Source organism: Billgrantia sp. Q4P2 (genome assembly GCF_052806135.1).
Map to the genome: position 1 here is coordinate 212,323 of NZ_JBRBAI010000001.1, position 18,405 is coordinate 230,727.

Annotated in this window: 21 protein-coding genes and 1 tRNA gene; 12 read left to right on the forward strand and 10 right to left on the reverse strand. The window is 61.6% G+C overall.

Annotated features, from left to right (window positions below):
* The first annotated feature begins 85 nt into the window (after positions 1-85).
* From ACUY1T_RS01000 to ACUY1T_RS01020, 5 genes are all read left to right on the forward strand, one after another.
* Positions 86-1,021, forward strand: coding sequence for a histone deacetylase family protein (locus tag ACUY1T_RS01000; RefSeq protein ID WP_446019857.1), 936 nt, complete (start codon positions 86-88; stop codon positions 1,019-1,021).
* Positions 1,022-1,134: 113 nt separating this feature from the next.
* Complete coding sequence (locus ACUY1T_RS01005) at positions 1,135-1,767, forward strand: helix-turn-helix domain-containing protein (protein ID WP_446019858.1); 633 nt, start codon at positions 1,135-1,137, stop codon at positions 1,765-1,767.
* 60 nt (positions 1,768-1,827) lie between these two features.
* Positions 1,828-2,148: a DUF1244 domain-containing protein gene (locus tag ACUY1T_RS01010; protein WP_446019859.1), complete on the forward strand. Its 321-nt coding sequence runs from the start codon at positions 1,828-1,830 to the stop codon at positions 2,146-2,148.
* Entirely contained in the window at positions 2,145-2,666 is a 522-nt protein-coding gene (gene moaB / locus ACUY1T_RS01015; RefSeq protein ID WP_446019860.1) for a molybdenum cofactor biosynthesis protein B, read from the forward strand. Before ACUY1T_RS01010 ends, moaB begins: the two co-directional genes overlap by 4 nt.
* Positions 2,659-3,867, forward strand: coding sequence for a molybdopterin molybdotransferase MoeA (locus tag ACUY1T_RS01020; RefSeq protein WP_446019861.1), 1,209 nt, complete (start codon positions 2,659-2,661; stop codon positions 3,865-3,867). Before moaB ends, ACUY1T_RS01020 begins: the two co-directional genes overlap by 8 nt.
* A 9-nt stretch (positions 3,868-3,876) precedes the next feature.
* Here the strand turns inward: ACUY1T_RS01020 and ACUY1T_RS01025 are convergent, their stop codons facing one another.
* Positions 3,877-5,253 carry an FAD-binding oxidoreductase gene (locus ACUY1T_RS01025; protein WP_446019862.1) on the reverse strand — a complete coding sequence of 459 codons (1,377 nt, stop codon included), beginning with the start codon at positions 5,251-5,253 and terminating at the stop codon, positions 3,877-3,879.
* Positions 5,254-5,335: 82 nt separating this feature from the next.
* Between ACUY1T_RS01025 and ACUY1T_RS01030 the strand changes: the two genes are divergently transcribed.
* From ACUY1T_RS01030 to ACUY1T_RS01050, 5 genes are all read left to right on the forward strand, one after another.
* Complete coding sequence (locus tag ACUY1T_RS01030; protein WP_446019863.1) at positions 5,336-6,292, forward strand: LysR family transcriptional regulator; 957 nt, start codon at positions 5,336-5,338, stop codon at positions 6,290-6,292.
* 142 nt (positions 6,293-6,434) lie between these two features.
* Entirely contained in the window at positions 6,435-7,961 is a 1,527-nt protein-coding gene (locus ACUY1T_RS01035; protein WP_446019864.1) for an amidase, read from the forward strand.
* Positions 7,962-7,970: 9 nt separating this feature from the next.
* The gene (locus tag ACUY1T_RS01040) at positions 7,971-9,254 is read left to right on the forward strand and encodes a TRAP transporter large permease (RefSeq protein ID WP_446019865.1); all 1,284 of its coding nucleotides are present in this window, start codon (positions 7,971-7,973) and stop codon (positions 9,252-9,254) included.
* A gap of 27 nt (positions 9,255-9,281) precedes the next feature.
* Positions 9,282-10,265, forward strand: a complete 984-nt coding sequence (locus ACUY1T_RS01045; RefSeq protein ID WP_446019866.1) for a TRAP transporter substrate-binding protein — start codon at positions 9,282-9,284, stop codon at positions 10,263-10,265.
* 95 nt (positions 10,266-10,360) lie between these two features.
* Positions 10,361-10,912, forward strand: coding sequence for a TRAP transporter small permease (locus tag ACUY1T_RS01050; RefSeq protein ID WP_446019867.1), 552 nt, complete (start codon positions 10,361-10,363; stop codon positions 10,910-10,912).
* Here the strand turns inward: ACUY1T_RS01050 and ACUY1T_RS01055 are convergent.
* The 7 genes from ACUY1T_RS01055 to ACUY1T_RS01085 all read right to left on the reverse strand — a co-directional run bounded on the left by ACUY1T_RS01055 (position 10,877) and on the right by ACUY1T_RS01085 (position 14,306).
* Positions 10,877-11,548 (reverse strand): acyl carrier protein phosphodiesterase, encoded by a 672-nt coding sequence (locus ACUY1T_RS01055; RefSeq protein ID WP_446019868.1) that lies wholly within the window; start codon positions 11,546-11,548, stop codon positions 10,877-10,879. The two genes, ACUY1T_RS01050 and ACUY1T_RS01055, sit on opposite strands and share 36 nt — an antisense overlap.
* Before the next feature lie 10 nt (positions 11,549-11,558).
* Positions 11,559-11,912 (reverse strand): TusE/DsrC/DsvC family sulfur relay protein, encoded by a 354-nt coding sequence (locus ACUY1T_RS01060; RefSeq protein WP_446019869.1) that lies wholly within the window; start codon positions 11,910-11,912, stop codon positions 11,559-11,561.
* Positions 11,912-12,202 carry a sulfurtransferase complex subunit TusB gene (tusB, locus tag ACUY1T_RS01065; RefSeq protein WP_446019870.1) on the reverse strand — a complete coding sequence of 97 codons (291 nt, stop codon included), beginning with the start codon at positions 12,200-12,202 and terminating at the stop codon, positions 11,912-11,914. Before tusB ends, ACUY1T_RS01060 begins: the two co-directional genes overlap by 1 nt.
* 29 nt (positions 12,203-12,231) lie before the next feature.
* A complete protein-coding gene (gene tusC, locus ACUY1T_RS01070; protein WP_446019871.1) occupies positions 12,232-12,609 on the reverse strand; it encodes a sulfurtransferase complex subunit TusC in 378 nt (125 codons plus the stop codon).
* A gap of 10 nt (positions 12,610-12,619) precedes the next feature.
* The gene (gene tusD, locus ACUY1T_RS01075; protein WP_446019872.1) at positions 12,620-13,012 is read right to left on the reverse strand and encodes a sulfurtransferase complex subunit TusD; all 393 of its coding nucleotides are present in this window, start codon (positions 13,010-13,012) and stop codon (positions 12,620-12,622) included.
* A gap of 71 nt (positions 13,013-13,083) precedes the next feature.
* Positions 13,084-13,752, reverse strand: a complete 669-nt coding sequence (locus tag ACUY1T_RS01080; protein WP_446019873.1) for a Bax inhibitor-1/YccA family protein — start codon at positions 13,750-13,752, stop codon at positions 13,084-13,086.
* Positions 13,753-13,862: 110 nt separating this feature from the next.
* Positions 13,863-14,306: an NUDIX hydrolase gene (locus tag ACUY1T_RS01085; protein ID WP_446019874.1), complete on the reverse strand. Its 444-nt coding sequence runs from the start codon at positions 14,304-14,306 to the stop codon at positions 13,863-13,865.
* A 76-nt stretch (positions 14,307-14,382) separates the two neighbouring features.
* On the opposite strand from ACUY1T_RS01085, the gene ACUY1T_RS01090 reads away from it, so the two are divergent.
* Together ACUY1T_RS01090 and nhaD are read left to right on the forward strand one after the other, a co-directional pair.
* Positions 14,383-14,472: transfer RNA gene (locus ACUY1T_RS01090), tRNA-Ser, on the forward strand.
* Positions 14,473-14,620: 148 nt separating this feature from the next.
* Complete coding sequence (gene nhaD, locus ACUY1T_RS01095) at positions 14,621-16,105, forward strand: sodium:proton antiporter NhaD (RefSeq protein ID WP_446019875.1); 1,485 nt, start codon at positions 14,621-14,623, stop codon at positions 16,103-16,105.
* A gap of 74 nt (positions 16,106-16,179) precedes the next feature.
* Here the strand turns inward: nhaD and ACUY1T_RS01100 are convergent, their stop codons facing one another.
* Both ACUY1T_RS01100 and ACUY1T_RS01105 read right to left on the reverse strand, forming a co-directional pair.
* Positions 16,180-16,440 (reverse strand): hypothetical protein, encoded by a 261-nt coding sequence (locus ACUY1T_RS01100; RefSeq protein WP_446019876.1) that lies wholly within the window; start codon positions 16,438-16,440, stop codon positions 16,180-16,182.
* Positions 16,441-16,653: 213 nt separating this feature from the next.
* Positions 16,654-18,360 (reverse strand): potassium/proton antiporter, encoded by a 1,707-nt coding sequence (locus ACUY1T_RS01105; RefSeq protein WP_446019877.1) that lies wholly within the window; start codon positions 18,358-18,360, stop codon positions 16,654-16,656.
* Between the last annotated feature and the right edge of the window lie 45 nt (positions 18,361-18,405).

Sequence of the window (18,405 nt, forward strand, 5' to 3'; positions counted from 1 at the left end):
TATGCTCCCTTGTGTACGACTTATTGACACTGTTATGCAAGGGTTTGCAGGCATTAAGGTGACTTCAGTCATTCTGGAGTTCCATATGATCACGGCGTTCATCTCGCACCCCGATTGCGACCTTCACCATATGGGCCCGGAGCACCCCGAAAGCCCCCTGCGGCTCGAAGCCATTCGCGCTCGCCTGGCCCTCAGCGGGTTGCTGCAGCAGACCATGCAATCGGAAGCCCGCCCGGCCACCGAGGAGGAACTGGGGCGCGTGCATCCACTGCGCCACCTGCGCGCACTCGACAAGTGCGTCCCTGAATCGGGTATCGTCAGTCTCGATGGCGATACCCTGATGAACCCCGACAGCCTGGATGCCGCCCGCGTGGCAGCGGGCGCGGTGATTCGAGGCGTCGACCAGGTCTATCGCGGCCAGGCGGACAACGTGTTCTGCGCCGTGCGCCCGCCTGGCCATCATGCCGAAGCCACTGACGCCATGGGCTTCTGTTTCTACAACAATGTCGCCGTCGGCGCGGCGCATGCTCGCGCGCGCTACGGGGCACGCCGTATCGCCATCCTCGATTTCGACGTACACCAGTGCAACGGCACCATCGATATCTTCAAGGACGATCCGGACATCCAGATCTGCACCAGCTTCCAGTACCCCTTTTACCCTTGGCGCTACCTGCGCAGCGAATGGCAGAACGTGGTCAATACGCCCCTCGAGGCCGGTACCGACAGCGCCACCTTCCGCCGCGCGATCGAGGACGACTGGCTGCCGGCGCTACACGCCTTCAAGCCCGAGCTGGTACTGGTCTCGGCCGGTTTCGATGCCCACCGCGACGACCCCCTGGCCGAGTTGTGCCTGGAAGACGAGGACTACTACTGGATCACCCGGCTGGCCTTGGACATCGCCGCGTTGTATGCCGACAATCGACTGGTCTCGGTGCTGGAGGGTGGCTACGACCTGGATTCTCTGGGGCGTAGCGCCGAGGCACACGTCAAGGCGCTGATCGGCCTGCCCTTCGAAGGTTGAATCAGAGCCGGCAAGTGTCGGTTACACGCATCGTGAAGGCGCCTTCCGGCCGGTGCGCGGCCCCCTTCTGTGGTACGCTTCGGGAAACTCTGTTTCCTATAGTGAACTCATCAATGTCCACCACTACCGACCAGCAGGCCGCACTGCGCATCGCCTCGGGACGCAAAGCGTTCGTCGAGCCGCTGCGTCTCGGTGAACGGCTCAAGGAAATACGCCTGGCCAACCAGTGGACGCTGGAAGATGTCAGCCAGCGTACCGGCCTGGCGCGTTCCACGCTGTCCAAGATCGAGAACGATCAGATCTCGCCGACGTTCACCGCGGTGCAGAAACTGATCAACGGCCTGGGCATCGACCTGCCGCAGCTGTTGACACCACCGAAGGCTCAGCCACGCACCATGGGCCGACGAGACCTGACCCGCCAGGGCGATGGGCAGCGCCACCCGACGCCGACCTACGAGCACGAGCTGCTCAGCTGCGAGCTGGCCCAGAAGCGCATGATTCCCTTCAAGACCATCGTACGGGCGCGCAGCTTCGATGAGTTCAGCGAATGGGTGCGCCACGACGGCGAAGAGTTCCTGATGGTGCTGGAGGGCGAGATCCAGCTCTATACCGAATTCTATGAACCGCTGCAGCTGTCGCGTGGCGACAGCATCTATTTCGACAGCGACATGGGCCACGCGCTGGTCTCGGTAAGCGATGACGATGCGGTGGTGCTCTCGGTCTGCACGCGTGGTGACACCACCTGATTCGTCAAATGGATACGTCTTTTTTGTTATCCTGAGTCGACTCAACCAGGAGCCAATGTCATGCAGCATCTCGACGACGCCACACGCACCCAACTCGAGGCCGCCGCCTTCCGTCGCCTGCTTCAGCACCTGGACGCCAACAAGGACGTGCAGAACATCGACCTGATGATTCTGGCCGACTTCTGCCGCAACTGTCTGTCCAAGTGGCTGGTGGCCGCTGCCGACGAGCAGGGGGCCGAACTCGACTATGAGACCGCACGCGAATACGTCTATGGCATGCCTTACGCGGAGTGGAAGGCCAAGTACCAGCACGAAGCCACTCCGGAGCAGCAGGCCGCCTTCGAGGCGCGGCAGGCGCGCAAGCGAGAGTCGCAATCATGAGCGAGGCCATGGTTCCGCTCAAGATTGCGGTATTGACCGTCTCCGATACCCGCGACTTCAACAGTGACCGCAGCGGTGCCTTGCTGGCCGAGCGGCTCACCGAGGCGGGGCATCAGCTGGCCGAGCGGCGCATCGTCATCGACGACATCTACCGTATCCGTGCCGTAGTCTCCGAATGGATCGCCGACCCTGACATCCAGGTGATCCTGACCACCGGCGGCACCGGCTTTACCGGCCGGGATTCCACGCCGGAGGCGGTTTCGGTGCTGCTGGACAAGCGCATCGAGGGTTTCGGCGAGCAGTTCCGCCAACTCTCTTGGCAGGAAATCGGCAGCTCGACCATCCAGAGCCGCTGTCTCGGTGGGCTGGCCAACGCCACCGTGGTCTTCTGTCTGCCGGGGTCGAGCGGTGCCTGTCGCACGGCCTGGGACGGCCTGCTCGCCGAACAGCTCGATAGCCGGCACAAGCCGTGCAACTTTGCCAACTTGGTCATTCCCGGGCGAGGCCAGCATGTCTGAACTGCAGTCCGTCGAGGCGGCTCTTGCCGCCCTGCTGAAGGACGTCACGCCAGTCGACCCAGAAAGCGTGGCCTGTGAAGAGGCCGGCCGCCGCGTATTGGCCGAAGAGGTCATCGCACGGCTCGACGTGCCGCCATTCGACAACAGCGCGATGGACGGTTATGCCCTGCACCATGAGGACGCCGGCAGGCGCTTGCCGATCAGACAGCGCATCGCTGCGGGCAGCCAGGCGCAACCCCTCGACCGCGGTACCTGCGCGCGCATCTTCACCGGCGCCCCACTGCCGCCCGGCGCCGATTGCGTGGTAATGCAGGAGAAGGTAGAAGTCAGCGGTGACGAGGCTTCGATACCGGCGCAGGTGCCGGCGGACAACAACGTACGCCCCCGTAGCACCGACGTGGCGGCCGGCGCCGTGCTGCTCGACCGCGGGCAACGCCTGGATGCCGCAGCTCTGGGGCACCTGGCGAGCCAAGGCATCGTCGAGGTGTCGGTACGCCGGCGGCCACGCGTTGCCCTGCTCACCAGCGGTGACGAGATCGTCGAACCGGGTCGGCCGCTGGCGCCGGGACAGATCTACAACAGCAACCGCCCCATGCTGCGAGACCTGTTGGAGCGGTTCGGCGCCGAGATTACCTTCATCGCCACGATGCCCGACGACGCCGATGGCACCCGAGCCATGCTGGCGCTCGCCGCCGAGCAGACCGATGTCGTAGTTTCGACCGGCGGTGTCAGTGTTGGCGAGGAGGACCACGTCAAGGCTGCCCTCGAGGCCATCGGCCGGCTCGACCTGTGGCGTCTGGCACTCAAGCCCGGCAAGCCCCTGGCGCTGGGGAGACTCCCCGCCAGCGACGGGCGCGAAGTGCGCTTCGTCGGCCTGCCTGGTAATCCCGTTTCCAGCTTCGTTGCCGCCTGGCTCTTCCTGCGCCCTCTGATGGGTGCCCTGCTCGCCTGCCCTCGCTTGGCCAGCCTGCCGATGCTGCCGGCACGGGCCGCCTTCGCCACCCGCACCGGGCCTCGGCGGCATTACATGCGGGTCAGCCTGGACATGAGCGAGCATGGCATTACGGCGTACGCCTTCGCGGATCAGGGGTCGGGGGTGCTCTCCTCCTGCGTGAGGGCCGACGCGCTGGCGGCAATCCCGGCCGATTCGTGCATCGAGGTTGGAGACACGATCGAGTGCCTGTGGCTCAGGGACGACTGAAACCGGACGCTACAGCGAAAACACCCGCCCGGGGTTGAGCAGATTCTTGGGGTCCCAGGCACGCTTGAGGCTTCGCATGAGCTTGAGCTCGGTATCGCTTCGGCTCCGAGCAAGCCAGGCCTTCTTCTCGACCCCGATACCATGCTCGGCCGACACCGATCCTCCCACTTCGAGCAAGGGCGAGTAGACCGCCTCGTCGCTTGCCAAGTGATCGGCATCCTCGCTCCCGGGCTGTATGAAGAGGTGCAGGTTACCGTCGGCGATATGACCGAACTGGATACAGCGAGCGGTGGGCCAGCGAGCGACGATTCGCTGTCTGACGGCTTCCGCATAGCTGTCCATTTCCCGGATCGGCAGGCTCACGTCGTAGAGAAAGGTCGTTCGCCCCGCGAGCATGGCCTCGAAATTCTCGCGCACATCCCACAGGGCGCGACGCTCGGCCTCGGATTTCGGGATCACCGCATCGATGATCATGCCGGTTTCCAGCGCTCCTTCGAGTAGACGTTCGAAGAGAGCCGCGTCGCGCTCATGGTCGGCACCTTCTGCCTGCAACAGGACATAGAACGGATACTCTCGGTCCAATAGCGGCGGATGCCCTCCCGGTTCGGTAGCCGCTTGATAGTAGCTGTTCCACATCACCTCGTAAGCGCTCAGTGTGCCTGCCAGGTTTCTCTGCATTTCTGTCAGCAGCTGCGTCACCGCCTCGAAGGAAGTCAGGGCAGCGAGGGCTGTATTGCAACTTCTCGGTAAGGGGTGCAGGCGCAGTACCGCCCGGGTCACGATCCCGAGCGTGCCTTCGGTACCGATCATCAAGTGCTTGAGATCGTAGCCCGCATTGTTCTTGAGCACCTCGTCCATGCTCGACATCACCGTGCCGTCGGCGAGCACCGCTTCCAGGCCGAGAACCTGGCTTCGCATCATGCCATAGCGCATCACGCTGATGCCGCCGGCGTTGGTCGCCACGTTGCCACCAATGGTGCAGCTGCCGCGTGCCCCCAGGTCCAGCGCAAACAGGCAGTCGTGCTCGCGTGCCGACTCCTGCAGGGCCTGCAAGGTGACGCCCGCCTGGACCGTCACACTCCCTCCGATCGGATCGATGGATTCGATGGCATTCATGCGCTCCAGCGAGATGATGACCTCCTCGCTGGAGGCCACTGCGCCTTGGACGCACCCCGTCAGCCCGCCCTGGGTGACGACGGGCTGGTCGTATCGATGGCAAATCTCGAGCGCCGTACTGACCTCGTCGGTGGCACGCGGCTTGACCACCGCAAGTGCCTGGGTGGGGGACGCATCCCAGTAGCTCGTAGCACGCTGTGCGACCTGGGCTCCATGCACCACGGCCTGCTCGCCCAAGGCATCGATCAACGCTTCAATTGCGGGTTTCATTTATGTTTGGCTCCCAACCCATATGATAGGTCAGGGTCAACATATGCCAGTTATCCCCATGGCGCCAATCGAGAGCACCGAGATGCCGGAATCCAACCAAGACATCAAGCGCTTTTTCAAACAGATATTGAAACTCAGGCACCTGCGCACGATCGCGATGCTGGCCGAAATGGGGCAGGTCAGTCGTGTGGCGCAGGAGTTGAACGTCACTCAGCCTGCAATTTCCAAGCAGATTGGCGAGATCGAGCGTGCCCTGAAGACTCCCATCGTGCAACGCCAGGGCAACCGCATCGTCTTGACGCCTATTGGGGAGAGGCTGGCCACACATGCCAGGGAGGTCGTACAGCAGATCGAACGGGCTGAGTTCGATGTCGATGCCCTGCATCGAGGTCTTGGCGGCCGTGTCGTGGTCGGCGTCGTCACCTCGATAGCCCCCACCCTGCTGCCGGAAGCGATAAGACTACTGAAGATCACCGCACCGCCTGCCATCGTCTCGGTCGTGGAAGGCCATTTCAATCAGTTGTTACCGATGCTGGAAAGCGGCGGGCTGGACTTGCTGATCGCCCGGGTATGGGAGCCCGTCTTCCGCGAGGGGATCGAGCAGGCCACCCTGCTACGCGAACCCATTCTGCTGGTGGCCGGTGTACAGCACCCACTGGCTGGGCGACAGGATATCGACTGGAAGGATGCGGTCGCCTGGCCATGGATCAGTCCCGCTGCGGGATCGCTGGCACGACAGGGCATCGATGCTTTCCTTGCCAGGTCGGGGCTCGCATTCCCACCCGGTCATGTCGAGTCCACGTCGCTCCCACTCAATATCGAGCTCATGCGTATCTCTCCCTTTATCAGCCTCATGCCCCAATGGCTCGCACGGCACCATGCTGGAAAGGGTGACCTCACCATCCTGCCACTACAGATGGAAGGCGTACTCTCGGAGGCCCGCTGCTACTGGAAGAGGGAGTCGTCCAACGCGACGTCCAATCTGTTTCGCGAGTGTCTGGAACAGGCCAGTCGGCAATCACGCTTCGCCCCCCTGTGACATCGACGAACGACTTACCACCCGATGGCATTACCTTTTGGTAATGTGCTGGCCGCAAGATTTCATTGGTCCGCCTCCATGCCGCTGCGTACGCTCGAGTCATGGCAATCATTAGACCCTTTACTCGGTTGAGGCGTGATTCATGTCTGTAGACAACCTCCTGGCGCCCCTTTCAGCCAACGAACTGTCGCTCCTGATGAGGCAGGGGGAAGTGTCACCCGTCGAGATCCTGTCATCCTGCATTGCACGGATCGAACGACTGAACCCGGCAGTCAATGCCATTACTGCTACCTGCTATGAACGGGCCCGTGAAGAAGCACGCGAAGCGGAGCGTCAGCTGCGTAGCGGCGTACCCATTGGTCCACTGCACGGTCTGCCCATCGGGATCAAGGACCTTCAGGAAACGCAGGACCTGCTCACGACCTATGGCTCTCCTCGCTTTCGGGATCACGTTCCCACTGCCGACCACCCCCTGGTGGCATCACTGCGTCGCGCCGGAGCCATCGTGGTCGGCAAGACCAATGTGCCGGAGATGGGAGCCGGCGCCAATACCAGAAATCCGGTATGGGGAGCCACGGGAAATCCCTTCAATCCCATGCTGAATGCCGGCGGGTCATCGGGGGGATCGGCGGTAGCACTCGCTCTCGACATGCTCCCCCTGTGCACCGGATCCGATACCGGTGGTTCGCTGCGCATCCCGGCCGCACTGTGTGGCGTCGTGGGCTTTCGCCCCTCTCCGGACCTGGTACCACACGCGACCCGCTCATTGGGCTGGTCATCGATATCACTGCTCGGACCCATGGCCCGGAGCGTTGATGATCTCTGCCTACTGCTTCGCGCAATGGTCGGCTGTGACTCACGCGACCCGCTTTCGGCGAGACATGACCCTGCCAGCTTCGGCACATGCGCTCCACCGGAGTTGAGTTCGTTACGTGTGGGCTATACCGAGGACTTCGGCGTGTGCGCCGTCGACAGCGACATCCGCAAGGTATTCCGCGAACGCATGAAAGAAATTGCGCCACTGTTTGGTGAATGCCGGCCACTCGATTTCGACTTGAGGGAGGCTGACCAATGCTTCGACGTCGTTCGCGCCGAGAGCTTCGTTGCCGCCTTCCATGACGACTACAGGAGAAACCCGGCACTCCTCGCCCCCGACGTCAGGGTCAATTACGAGATCGGAGCATCCATGACCCTGGCCGACCGGGCCATGGCACATGCAGAACAGACGCGGCTTTTTCGAAGCTTCCAACAGACCCTGGCCGATGTGGATGTGGTGCTTGCCCCGGTATCACCCATCACTCCCTTCGGCTGGCAGCAACCCTATGCCGACCGTATCGATGGCATGTCGCTCTCGCCGTACTACCGTTGGCTGGCACTCACCTATGTCGTCACGCTGGCCAATAACCCGGCGCTGTCAATGCCATGTGGCATTGACCATGCCGGCATGCCATTCGGCATACAGGTGATCGGCAAGTTCAGGGGTGACGCCCAATTGCTACAGGCCGCTCATGCCATCGAGCAGGCCTTCGAATCGATACCGACAACACGTCGGCCGAAGCCGGACCTGGCCAGGCTTTCCGCACCCACACCGGAGTTGAAGTCCATCGTCACGGCACCGCCGGGGTCGAACGACGGCCATTCCGCAACGTCGGTGTCCGTACCGGTCTAGGAGTCAGCCATGGCGTACGTTATCGCAGCCTTTATGGTATTCCTCGCCACCGGCACTGCGTTCGCCTACCTGATGGGTGCCACCGCGATCCTTGCATTCATTGCAGCGGGCTATCCTCAGTACCTGGCCATCGTTCCCCAACGCATCTTCTCTCAGCTGGATGTCTTCGCTTTCATGGCCATGCCGTTGTTCATCCTCACCGGAGAGCTGATGAACCGGACCGGGGTAACGCGAGCCTTGATCGACTTTGCTATGGCCCTGCTGGGACGCCTCAAGGGCGGGCTGGGGCACGTCAATATCATGACCAGCCTGTTCTTTTCCGGTATATCAGGCTCCGCCGTGGCCGACGCGGCAGCGGTGTCGAATACCTTGATTCCCGCCATGCGGGAGCGCGGTTACTCGCCCTATTATGCCGGAGCCATCACTGCCGCCTCTTCCATGATCGGCCCCATTATCCCGCCTAGCATCATCATGATCATCTATGGAGGATTGACCGGCACATCGGTTGCAGCGCTATTCGTGGCCGGCATCCTTCCCGGCCTGCTGCTGGCTAGCATGCTGTTCGGCATGAATGGCTGGCTTGCACGGCGACAGGATCATCCTGGCGGCAGTGCCCTCGATATCCCGCCTCTCCGAGCCAGCTTCCTGAGAGCTGCCCCCGCCCTGGCCATACCCATCATTATCCTCGGTAGTATCGTCTTTGGCCTGACAACTCCCACCGAGGGCGCCGCACTGGCAGTTGTGGCCGCCATCCTGGTCGGCAGGTTCCTGGGAGGAATGACATCCAAGCTCTTCTATGAGGCTGCCGAGGCAACGGCCCGCTTGACGGGGGCAATCTTCATCATTCTGTGCGCAATCGCGGTACTGAGCTATCTGGCAGGACTGCTCGGCTGGCCGCAATTGCTGTCAGGATGGGTGGAATCAGCGGGACTCACCGGGACTCGATACCTCATCCTGCTCATCGCCGTTCTGCTCATCGCCGGGATGTTCATGGACACGCCCGTGGCGCTCACCCTGCTTGTCCCACTGCTCGCCCCCACTGCACTGCTGCAGGGCATCAGCCCGGTACACCTCGGCATCGTGGTGTGTTTCAACCTCTGCATCGGCCTGATAACGCCACCCCTGGGCAAGTGTCTTATCGTGGTGGCGGCTATCGCGAAACTGAACTATTGGCGGCTTGCCCTGGCAACCCTTCCGTTTATCGCCGTGCAGATCGTCACCCTGTTGATCATCGCATTCTTCCCGGAGATCAGTCTGATACTGCCGCGAATATTCGGCTTCAAAGTAGATTGACGATAATAACCACAAAGGAGACACGCCATGAAACTGTTGCAAAAACTAGCCTTTGCCACCGCCCTTATCACACTGCCCACTGCAGCATTGAGCAATGAGATCAAGGTGGCCCTCGACAGCCCACCGGATCTCGAGAAGTCGGGCTCCTATGTCTGGGCACACCACTTCACCGAAGCGCTCAACGAGCGGGGCCTGATGGCCAGGGAGCTACCGCGTGACGCCATTGGCGGTGAAGCGGAAAAGCTCGATCAGATAGCAATGGGGCTGCTGGAAGTATCGCTATCGGATGTAAACTCGATCGCACGAATCGACCCATTCATCTTCGGCGTACGGTTACCTTACCTGTTTGATGGTGTGGCCCACATGGACCGGGCCTTGGCCGAAGGCGATGTGCTGACACGGATCAATGATGACATCGCACACGCCAGCGTTCGACTACTGGCGATCGTACCGCTCGGCCCACCTTCGGGCATCATCACGACACGGAAGGCCGTCACCACGCCTGACGACATGGCCGACCTGAGGATGCGCGCCCTCGATGATGCCCAGATCGCCCTCTACAGGGCCTGGGGATCCAATGGCACCATCGTCTCCTGGGGCGAAGTTCCCGCTGCCCTGCAGACAGGTATCGTCGACGGCTACATCAATACGCCACTCGTACCCATCATGTTCGGGCAGACGGACATCGTGCGCTATTTCACCGATGCCAATGTCATGAATGCATTGCGCGCCGTCCTCGTGTCGGACGACTGGTATCGGGGCCTGGACGATGAGGAGAGGCAAATAGTCGATGAGGCCGTCTACATTGCCAACCAGGCCAATCGCGCCTGGCTGGAGGAAGCCACGCCAAGAGCACTGGCAGAACTCGAGGCCGCCGGTGTGGAGGTGATGGTGCTGTCGGATGAAGCGAGGGAGAAATTTCGCGAGCTATCACAGCCGGCCTACCATGATACGACTCTGACGCCGGAACAGGTGGAGACCTGGTCTGGACTCGCTGAACGTACCCGTTGAGCTTGGCGTGCGCGACGTCTTTGTCGAGGATTGCAGCCGAGTCGCATAGCGTTCGAGGCTGCAATCATCAATGCTCATGACAGGGTGTACCGGATATGTACCGCTCAATCATCATCTTCAGTGATCGGCTTGACTGGCTAACCCGGCGCCTTGCAGTGCTGTGCTTGACGGCCATGCTGGTGTTCGTGGCCATTCAGGTCGTGGCGCGCTATGCCTTCAGTGCTCCACCGTCCTGGACAGAGGAAATGGCCCGCTACATGATGGTCTGGAGTGGGCTGCTCGGCGCCACTCTTTCCTTCAAGTCGAAAGCCGACCCGGCGCTCGTCCAGGATCCCTTTCACGACAAAGGAAGGCTTTGGATGCAGCTCGCGGCGCTCGTACGCGGCACGGCAGTGCTGATTTTCCTGGTGCCGGTGGTCTATTTCAGCCTATTCGGCCCAGGAATGGATACGACACGCGGCTTCATTGCACGCCAGGCACGGCTCAGTGCCGACACGCTCGGGTTTCCGATGTCCTGGGTAGCGATCGCCGTGCCGGTCTGTGCCTCCATCATCTTGGTTCACCTGCTCGCGCGTGCCTGCGAGCCGAAAGCGCGTGCGCAATGCAAGATCTCAGCCAGCCACGAGCCGCACCTGGATAATCACTGACGAGATGCCACCGAGCTGACGAGCCCGGAACCGTGGGGAGTGTGGTGTCGGCTCGATCGAACCGGCTCTGGGATCGGGAATCTCGAGCACATCGGTGACCGCCGGCCACAGGCGGCGGAAGTCACGCTCGAGGTCGGGGTAATCCTCTTTCAGCCACGGTACCAATGGCGCCAGTCGATTAGGGCCCGAGAGGCGCTGACCGATACCGCGTACCGCATCGCAGGTGAAGCCGAAGTCGGCATAGCGATGTAGCCAGTCCTGGGCGACCAGCGCCGGAACCATGCGCTCCAGGCGGGCCGGGGCGGGATGGCGGCCGAGCACCCGGTAGCTGCGTAGCACAAGGCGGGATTCGTGCCTGTCGAGTGCGAGCTCCCGTGCCACGAAATGATCCCACACCAGATCGAGGGCGATGCCCGCGTAGCGGCGATACTCCTGAGGCGCACGCCTGCGTGCCGCGAGCACCACCGGGTGCGTATCGACGAAGGCGTCGACACGACGGTGATGACGGATGCCGCTGGCAACCTCGGCCGGCCACGCCGACAGGTCGCTTCCCTTCACGCCGTCGGCGATTAGGTTGCCGTAGAGGAAGTCGTCGCTACCGCCACGGGCAAGCCAGGCATGGGCCAGGAAATTCATGTCGCGGCCGTCAGAGACAGTTGGCGGGTTTCGGCAGCCCGGCAAGTCGTGCCGCCACCTTGGCGGGGCTGTCTGGGAAGAGCTTCATCAGGTGCAGCGAGCGGCCCTTCTCCGGCCCTAGTGCCTGGCCTACCGCCTTGACCAGCGGGCGCATGGCCGGCGACGCCTCGTAGCGCGAGTAGAAGCTGCGAATCACCTCGATCACCTCCCAGTGCTCCGCGGTCAGCTCGCGGCCCTCCTCGGTGGCCAGAGCCTCGGCCACGGCCGGCGTCCAGTCCGACAGGTCGACGAGATAGCCTTCGGGGTCGAGCGCGATACTCTCGGTACCGACCCTCAGGTAGCGATCGATCTCGGCGGAAGCCATCAGAACCAGCTCACTGTCTTGTCGGCCTCTTCGGTCAGGGTGACGAAGCCATCCACATCGACGACCTGGACGCTGGCGTCGCACTGGCCCTCCAACCCCCGCGCACTCAGGTCTTCGCGCAGAGCGAAAAGGCGGCCGTCTATCGCCTGGAAGTGGCGAACCTGTGCCGTCATGGCAGCCAATACGCCATCCTCGATCAGCAGCAGTCGATCCTCGCTTCCCATGGCGGCGAGCGTATCGCGATAGACCAGGCTCGAACTGGGTGGTCGATTGAGTATATGCAGGATCATGGGCATCCTCGCAGTAGCATCGTCGCCATTCAGAATGTCAGGACCAGCCGATGCCCGGCAATCAGTTGAGGGATCGAATTGGCATCGACGCCGGCAGCAGGAAGCAGCAGGTCGTGCTGGACAAGCCCGAAGCGTTCGCATGCCTCCAGGTCGAAATAGAGCGACTCGATATCGTACATCTCCAGCATGTCCAGCGTGGCCGCGGTGCCCTTCTGGCCTAGAGGGCCGCCCTGCTGCCCCTTGGCCAGGGCCAGGACGCCATTGCTCTGGAACAGCAGGCTTACCGACTGGCCGAAGGCGGCGGCGACCAATGCCGCATCGAGCCCTTCCCGAAGCCAGCTGCTGCCGTGCGGCGCATGCCGCAGGATGACCAGCAGATCGCCGCTGACATTGGCATTTGATGACATCGTTGCTTCCTCAGGGGGCAAAGGTCACCAGGCGATCGACCGTCTGCCCCAGGTCGATCAACTGGCCAAGCCCCGTCAGCTCGAAAGGAGGTTCGACGCTATGGCCTGCCTTGCCATGGCGGTCGGCTTCCCGTGCGTCGAGCAGTCCACGACGCAGTGCGGCGGCAATACAGACCTGTAGTTGCGTGCCGTAGTCGGCGTGTAGCGAGCACCAGGCATCGTACAGGTGGGGTTCGTCCTGGGGGGGCGCGGCTAAGCGTGCCGCATTGTAGACTCCATCATGATAGAAGAAGACACTCTCCAGTTGGTGCCCTTTCGCTATCAGCGCTGCGGCAAAGCGCAGTGCGGAATGGGATGCCTGGCTGCTGTAAGGCGCCCCTTCGACGAGTAGACCATAGCGCATGGCAGTTCCTGCTTTCTCAAACACGCAGGCCCCGCATCGGCGGGGCCTGGCGATACCTGGACCTGTTGGTTTCAGTCGTTGCTCATGATACCGAGCAGCGACAGCAGGCTGATGAAGAGGTTGTAGATCGAGACGTACAGCGTGATGGTGGCCAGGATGTAGTTGGTCTCACCCGCGCGGTGCACGATCTCACTGGTCTGGTAGAGAATGGCGGCCGAGGCGAACAGCACGAATCCGGCCGATACCATCAGCATCAGGGTGGGAATCTGGAAGACCAGGCCCGCCACCATGGCCAGGATCAGCACGATGGCGCCTGCCAGGAGGAAGTTGCCCAGGAAGCTGAAGTCCTTCTTGGATACCAGTGCCACGGCGGAGAGGCCGATGAAGGTCAGCCCGGTCATGGCCAGGGCGTTCATGATCAACGCGGCACCGTTGGGCAGGGCCAGATAGGCGCTGAGGATCGGGCCGAGGGTGAAGCCCATGAAGCCGGTGAAGGCGAAGGTTGCCAGCAGGCCGGTAGCCGAGTTGGCGGTCTTGTGTACCAGGAACATCAAGCCGTATGCGCCGATGAAGAACACGAAGATGTTCATCCGCTCGACGCCCATGGCCATGGCGGCACCCGCTGTGACGGCGGAGAACAGCAGTGTCATTGCCAGTAGCGCATAGGTATTGCGCAGCACCTTGTTGGCGCTGACGGCCTGTGACGAGTGCTGGGCCACATGTGTGTCGTGATAGGCCATTGATCCAGAGCTCCCTGTGATTGATCTTGGTTTGATCTCTGCAGTTGACCAAGGATGCCGTCGGTTGGTTCCCGACGCAAGTCCTTAGTTCTACAAGACTCAACGAACCTTCATCGTCTCGTGCTGCCTGCAAGCAGGTCGGCGGCGACACGCCGGGTACTGGCGCAGAGGCTCGGTTCGCTGCTCACCTGAGCGGCATCGAGCCAGTGAACCTCGCTGGCATCGTCCCCGGCGACCGCGCTCCCGCTCATCCAGCGACAGGTCACCACCACGATGACGAAGTGGCTCGACAGGTTGCCTTGTTCGTCGTGCTGGAACTGGTCGATGGCGGTCAGCACACGCTCTGGTTCGGCAACGATGCCGGTCTCCTCGTGCAATTCGCGCAGGGTTGCCTCCAGCAGCGGTTCACCCGGCTCCACTCGACCTCCCGGGAAGGCGAGCATGCCGGCGTTGGGTGCACGACGGCGCCGTACCATCAGCACCCTGCCCTGGTGTACCACTGCCGCAGCCACGGCCGGCGTCGGCTTCACTTCCGGGTTTACATGGCACGGCATACGAACTCCTTGGCAGTACCTGGCTCCCAGCCCTTGACCTCATGAGCATAACTGGTAATATTCGCCCCCGTGAGCCGGAGGGATGGCAGAGCGGTTGAATGCACCGGTCTTGAAAACCGGCGAAGGTGAGAGCCTTCCCAGGGTTCGAATCCCTGTCCCTCCGCCATTGCTTTTTCAAGCCCCTGATTTTTCAGGGGCTTTTTTCTTTTTAAGGCTAATTGTTAGGCTTATTCTCTATACTGCAAAGCAATATCGAGTGATAGAATGGAGCGGTCTTTTAACCCTCCCCTAAACTTTCACTCAGGTACCCATCCATGCCAACTGGCTTCTGCTCTCTCGCCAGGCTCCGGGGCATCTCCCGGTGGCCGGGCGCACTGCTGCTTGCACTTTCTGCAATGCTGTTCAGCCCTGCCGCGCTCGCTGTGACCGGCAGCCTGGAGATGACCGCCTCGGCGGTCGGTTTCCTTGCCGTGATCATCTTCGTCCTCGCCTACGCACTGGTCATGGCCGAAGAAAAGCTGCATATGCGCAAATCCAAGCCGGTGCTGGTCGCGGCCGGTCTGATCTGGGGCATGATCGGCTGGGTCTATGTCCAGGCCGGCATGCCCAACGAGGCCGAACACGCCTTCCGCGAAACACTGCTCGAATTCACCGAGCTGATGCTGTTCCTATTGGTGGCGATGACCTACATCAACGCCATGGACGAGCGCCGTGTGTTCGATGCCTTGCGCTCCTGGATGGTGCGCAAGGGCTTCAGCTACAAGCAGCTGTTTTGGCTGACCGGCGGACTTGCCTTCGTGATCTCGCCCATTGCCGACAACCTGACCACGGCCATGTTGATGTGCGCGGTGGTGACCAAGGTGGCCGAGGGCGACAAGCGCTTCATCAACCTTTGCTGCATCAATATAGTGGTTGCAGCCAACGCCGGTGGTGCGTTCAGCCCGTTCGGTGACATCACCACGCTGATGGTCTGGCAGGCCGGCATCGTACAGTTCTACGAGTTCTTCACGCTGCTGGTGCCTTCGCTGGTCAACTTCCTGATACCTGCGGTGGTGATGAGTCTGTTCATCAACAACCGCAAGCCGGAAGGTGTCTACGAGGATGTCTGGCTGAAGCGTGGTGCGCGCCGGATCATTGCCCTGTTCCTGCTCACGGTGGCCACGGCTGTCGCTTGCCACACCCTGCTCCACTTGCCACCGGTGCTCGGCATGATGACCGGTCTGGGCTATTTGCAGTTCTTCGGCTACTACCTGCGCCGCAGCCTGCCCCGCTCGCTGGAGCGCAAGCGCATTCGCTATACGGCTCGGGGCGACGAGCGCAAGCTGGCGCAACTGGGCGGCGTGGTGCCGTTCGACGTCTTCAATCGCGTGGCGCGGGCGGAGTGGGATACCCTGCTGTTCTTCTATGGTGTGGTGATGTGCGTGGGTGGCCTGGGCTTCATGGGCTACCTGGGACTGCTCTCCGAGGCGCTTTACTACGGTTGGAACCCTACCTGGGCCAACATCGTGCTGGGCCTGGTCTCGGCAGTGGTCGACAACATCCCGGTCATGTTCGCCGTACTGACCATGCAGCCCGAGATGTCCCATGGACAATGGCTGCTGATCACACTGACGGCCGGGGTGGGCGGCAGCGTGCTGTCGATCGGTTCCGCTGCCGGTGTTGCGTTGATGGGACAGGCGCGTGGCAACTACACCTTCATGGGCCACCTTCGCTGGGCGCCGGTGATCATTTTGGGTTATGCGGCCAGTGTCGCTACCCACCTATGGCTCAACGCCGCGAGCTTTGCGATCCCCGGCTGATTGCCTTCATGCTCAGTCATACCCTTTGCGCCCGGCCATCGCCGGGCGCAGTGCTATCTGCCCCTGATGCGGCTTCAGTTACCAAGCATGACCACACTGGCCGGCGCGAAGAACGCGACATAGCCAATTACCATGCCTAGCGTTGCCCCTTGCCGACTGTGTATCCGTCCAAGCAGAGCACCGATGAAGGCCAGTGCCGTGGGTATCAGCATCCCGCCAAAGGCAAGGAACAGGTCGTGATCGACAGCGGGGGGCCAGCGCAGGATCATGAACAGAAACGTGCCGCTTATTTGGCCTATCAGCAGCGCGAGCCACTGTTGATGCGAGAGCAACATCGCAAGCTCCAGCCTCTACGTCTTGTACGTATAGACACGATAGTAGCGAATGTGAGGCTGGGTCTGCATGTTCAAGGTCGATTCAAGGAAAAAAATAGAGCCAGATCACTGTCTCGAACACGAGTGGATTAAAAGGTCAGCATCAACAAACCGATGATCAAGGCCAACCCGATGAGAAGGATCATGATGGCGGTGCTTGCCAGAAACTTGAGCCTAGTAAAGGCGCAAGCCGACCCGGGTGACACGGTTGCCGTCCATTTCGCTGACGACCCAATGAATGCCGTGCCAGTCGATATCGTCACCGACCACGGGATGGCCGCCAACGCGCAGTGAGACGAAATCGGCAAGTGTCATCTCGCTCTCGCCGGGGCTGAGCGTCAGGCCATAGACGCTGGCGATATCCTTCATCAAGGCATCGCCATCGAAAGTGAAGGTACCGAAGAAGGCACGCTCACGCTTGAGCTTGGCATCGCCACTGAACAGCCGATTGAGTGCCGGCAGGTCTTCGCTGCGCCCGATCACGCAAATGATGTCGCCCGGTTTCAGTCGTGTACTGCCCTTGGGATGCAGCATGGCGTGCTGGCGGAAGAGCGCCGAAATCACCGCGCCGGAGGGAAAGCGCAGCAGACGAATGGGAACATCCTCGAGGTCCTGGTTATCCACGTTGTAGACGAACATCTCATAATCGTTTTCCGGCAGAATACCCAGCGGTCCCCGATGGTTCGGGGTGACTCCCATGGGGATTTCCACCTTCGTCCAGCGTGCCATCAACGGCAAGGTGCCTCCCTGAACCAGCAGGGACAGTAGCACTACGGCAAAGGCAACGTTGAAGTAGAGCGCGGAATTCTCCACGCCACCGATGACCGGAAAGATGGCGAGTACGATGGGAACTGCCCCCCGTAACCCCACCCAGGATATGAAGCCAATTTCGCGCCAGCGAAAGCGGAAGAAGGGCTTGACGGTGATCAGTACCGCCAGCGGCCGTGCGACGAATATCAAGACCAGCGCCACTAGCGAGGCCGGCAGGGCGAATTCGAGCAATCCCGATGGAGTGACCAACAGACCCAGGATCAGGAACAGGCCGATCTGGCTCAGCCAGGCTAGCCCATCGTGGACGGGGAGAATGAAGTTGAGGTGTCGGCCCGGTTGGTTGCCGATCATCAGCCCGGTCAGGTAAATCGCCAGGAAGCCGCTTCCTCCAAGGAAACTGGTCGCGCCGAAGACACAGAAGCCCAGGCCCAGGGCCAGCAGTGAATAGAGCCCGGGCGCGAGGTCGAGCCAGCGCAACAGCTTGGCGCTCAGCCAGCCACCACCCAGGCCGATCAGCGTGGCGAGGCCGAATTGCAGCACCATGAACATCACTGTCTCGAGCGGGCCGCGAATGTCTCCCACCAACAGCTCGACCAGCAGTAGGGTCAGGAAGATGGCCATGGGATCGTTGGTGCCGGATTCGATCTCGAGCGTGGCGCTCACACGCTCGTTGAGATGCACGCCTCGGCCACTCAGCATCGAAAATACCGCGGCCGCATCCGTCGAGCCGACGATGGCGCCGACCAGCAACCCCTGCACCAGGGAGAGGTCGAAGATCCACATGGCGAACAGCCCCACCACGCCGCTGGTGACGAACACACCCAGCGTGGCCAGGGACAAGGCGGGCCTGAAGCCGACACGAAAGGTCTTGAGCCGGGTCCGTAGGCCACCGTCAAGCAGAATCATGGCTAGCGCCAGATGACCGATAAGAAACGCCAGCGAATAGTCGTCGAACTGGATGCCCAGAATTCCCTCTTCGCCTGCCAGCATGCCCAGGCCCAGGAAGATCAGCAGCAGTGGCAGCCCAACCATTGACGAAATACGGCTAGCCACGACGCTGAGGGCGATCAGAAAACCGGAAAGCAGAAAAAGGGTATTGATGGTGTCCATGCATGACCTCGAGCTGAAGGGCCCCATTATGCCATGAGAGCCCGT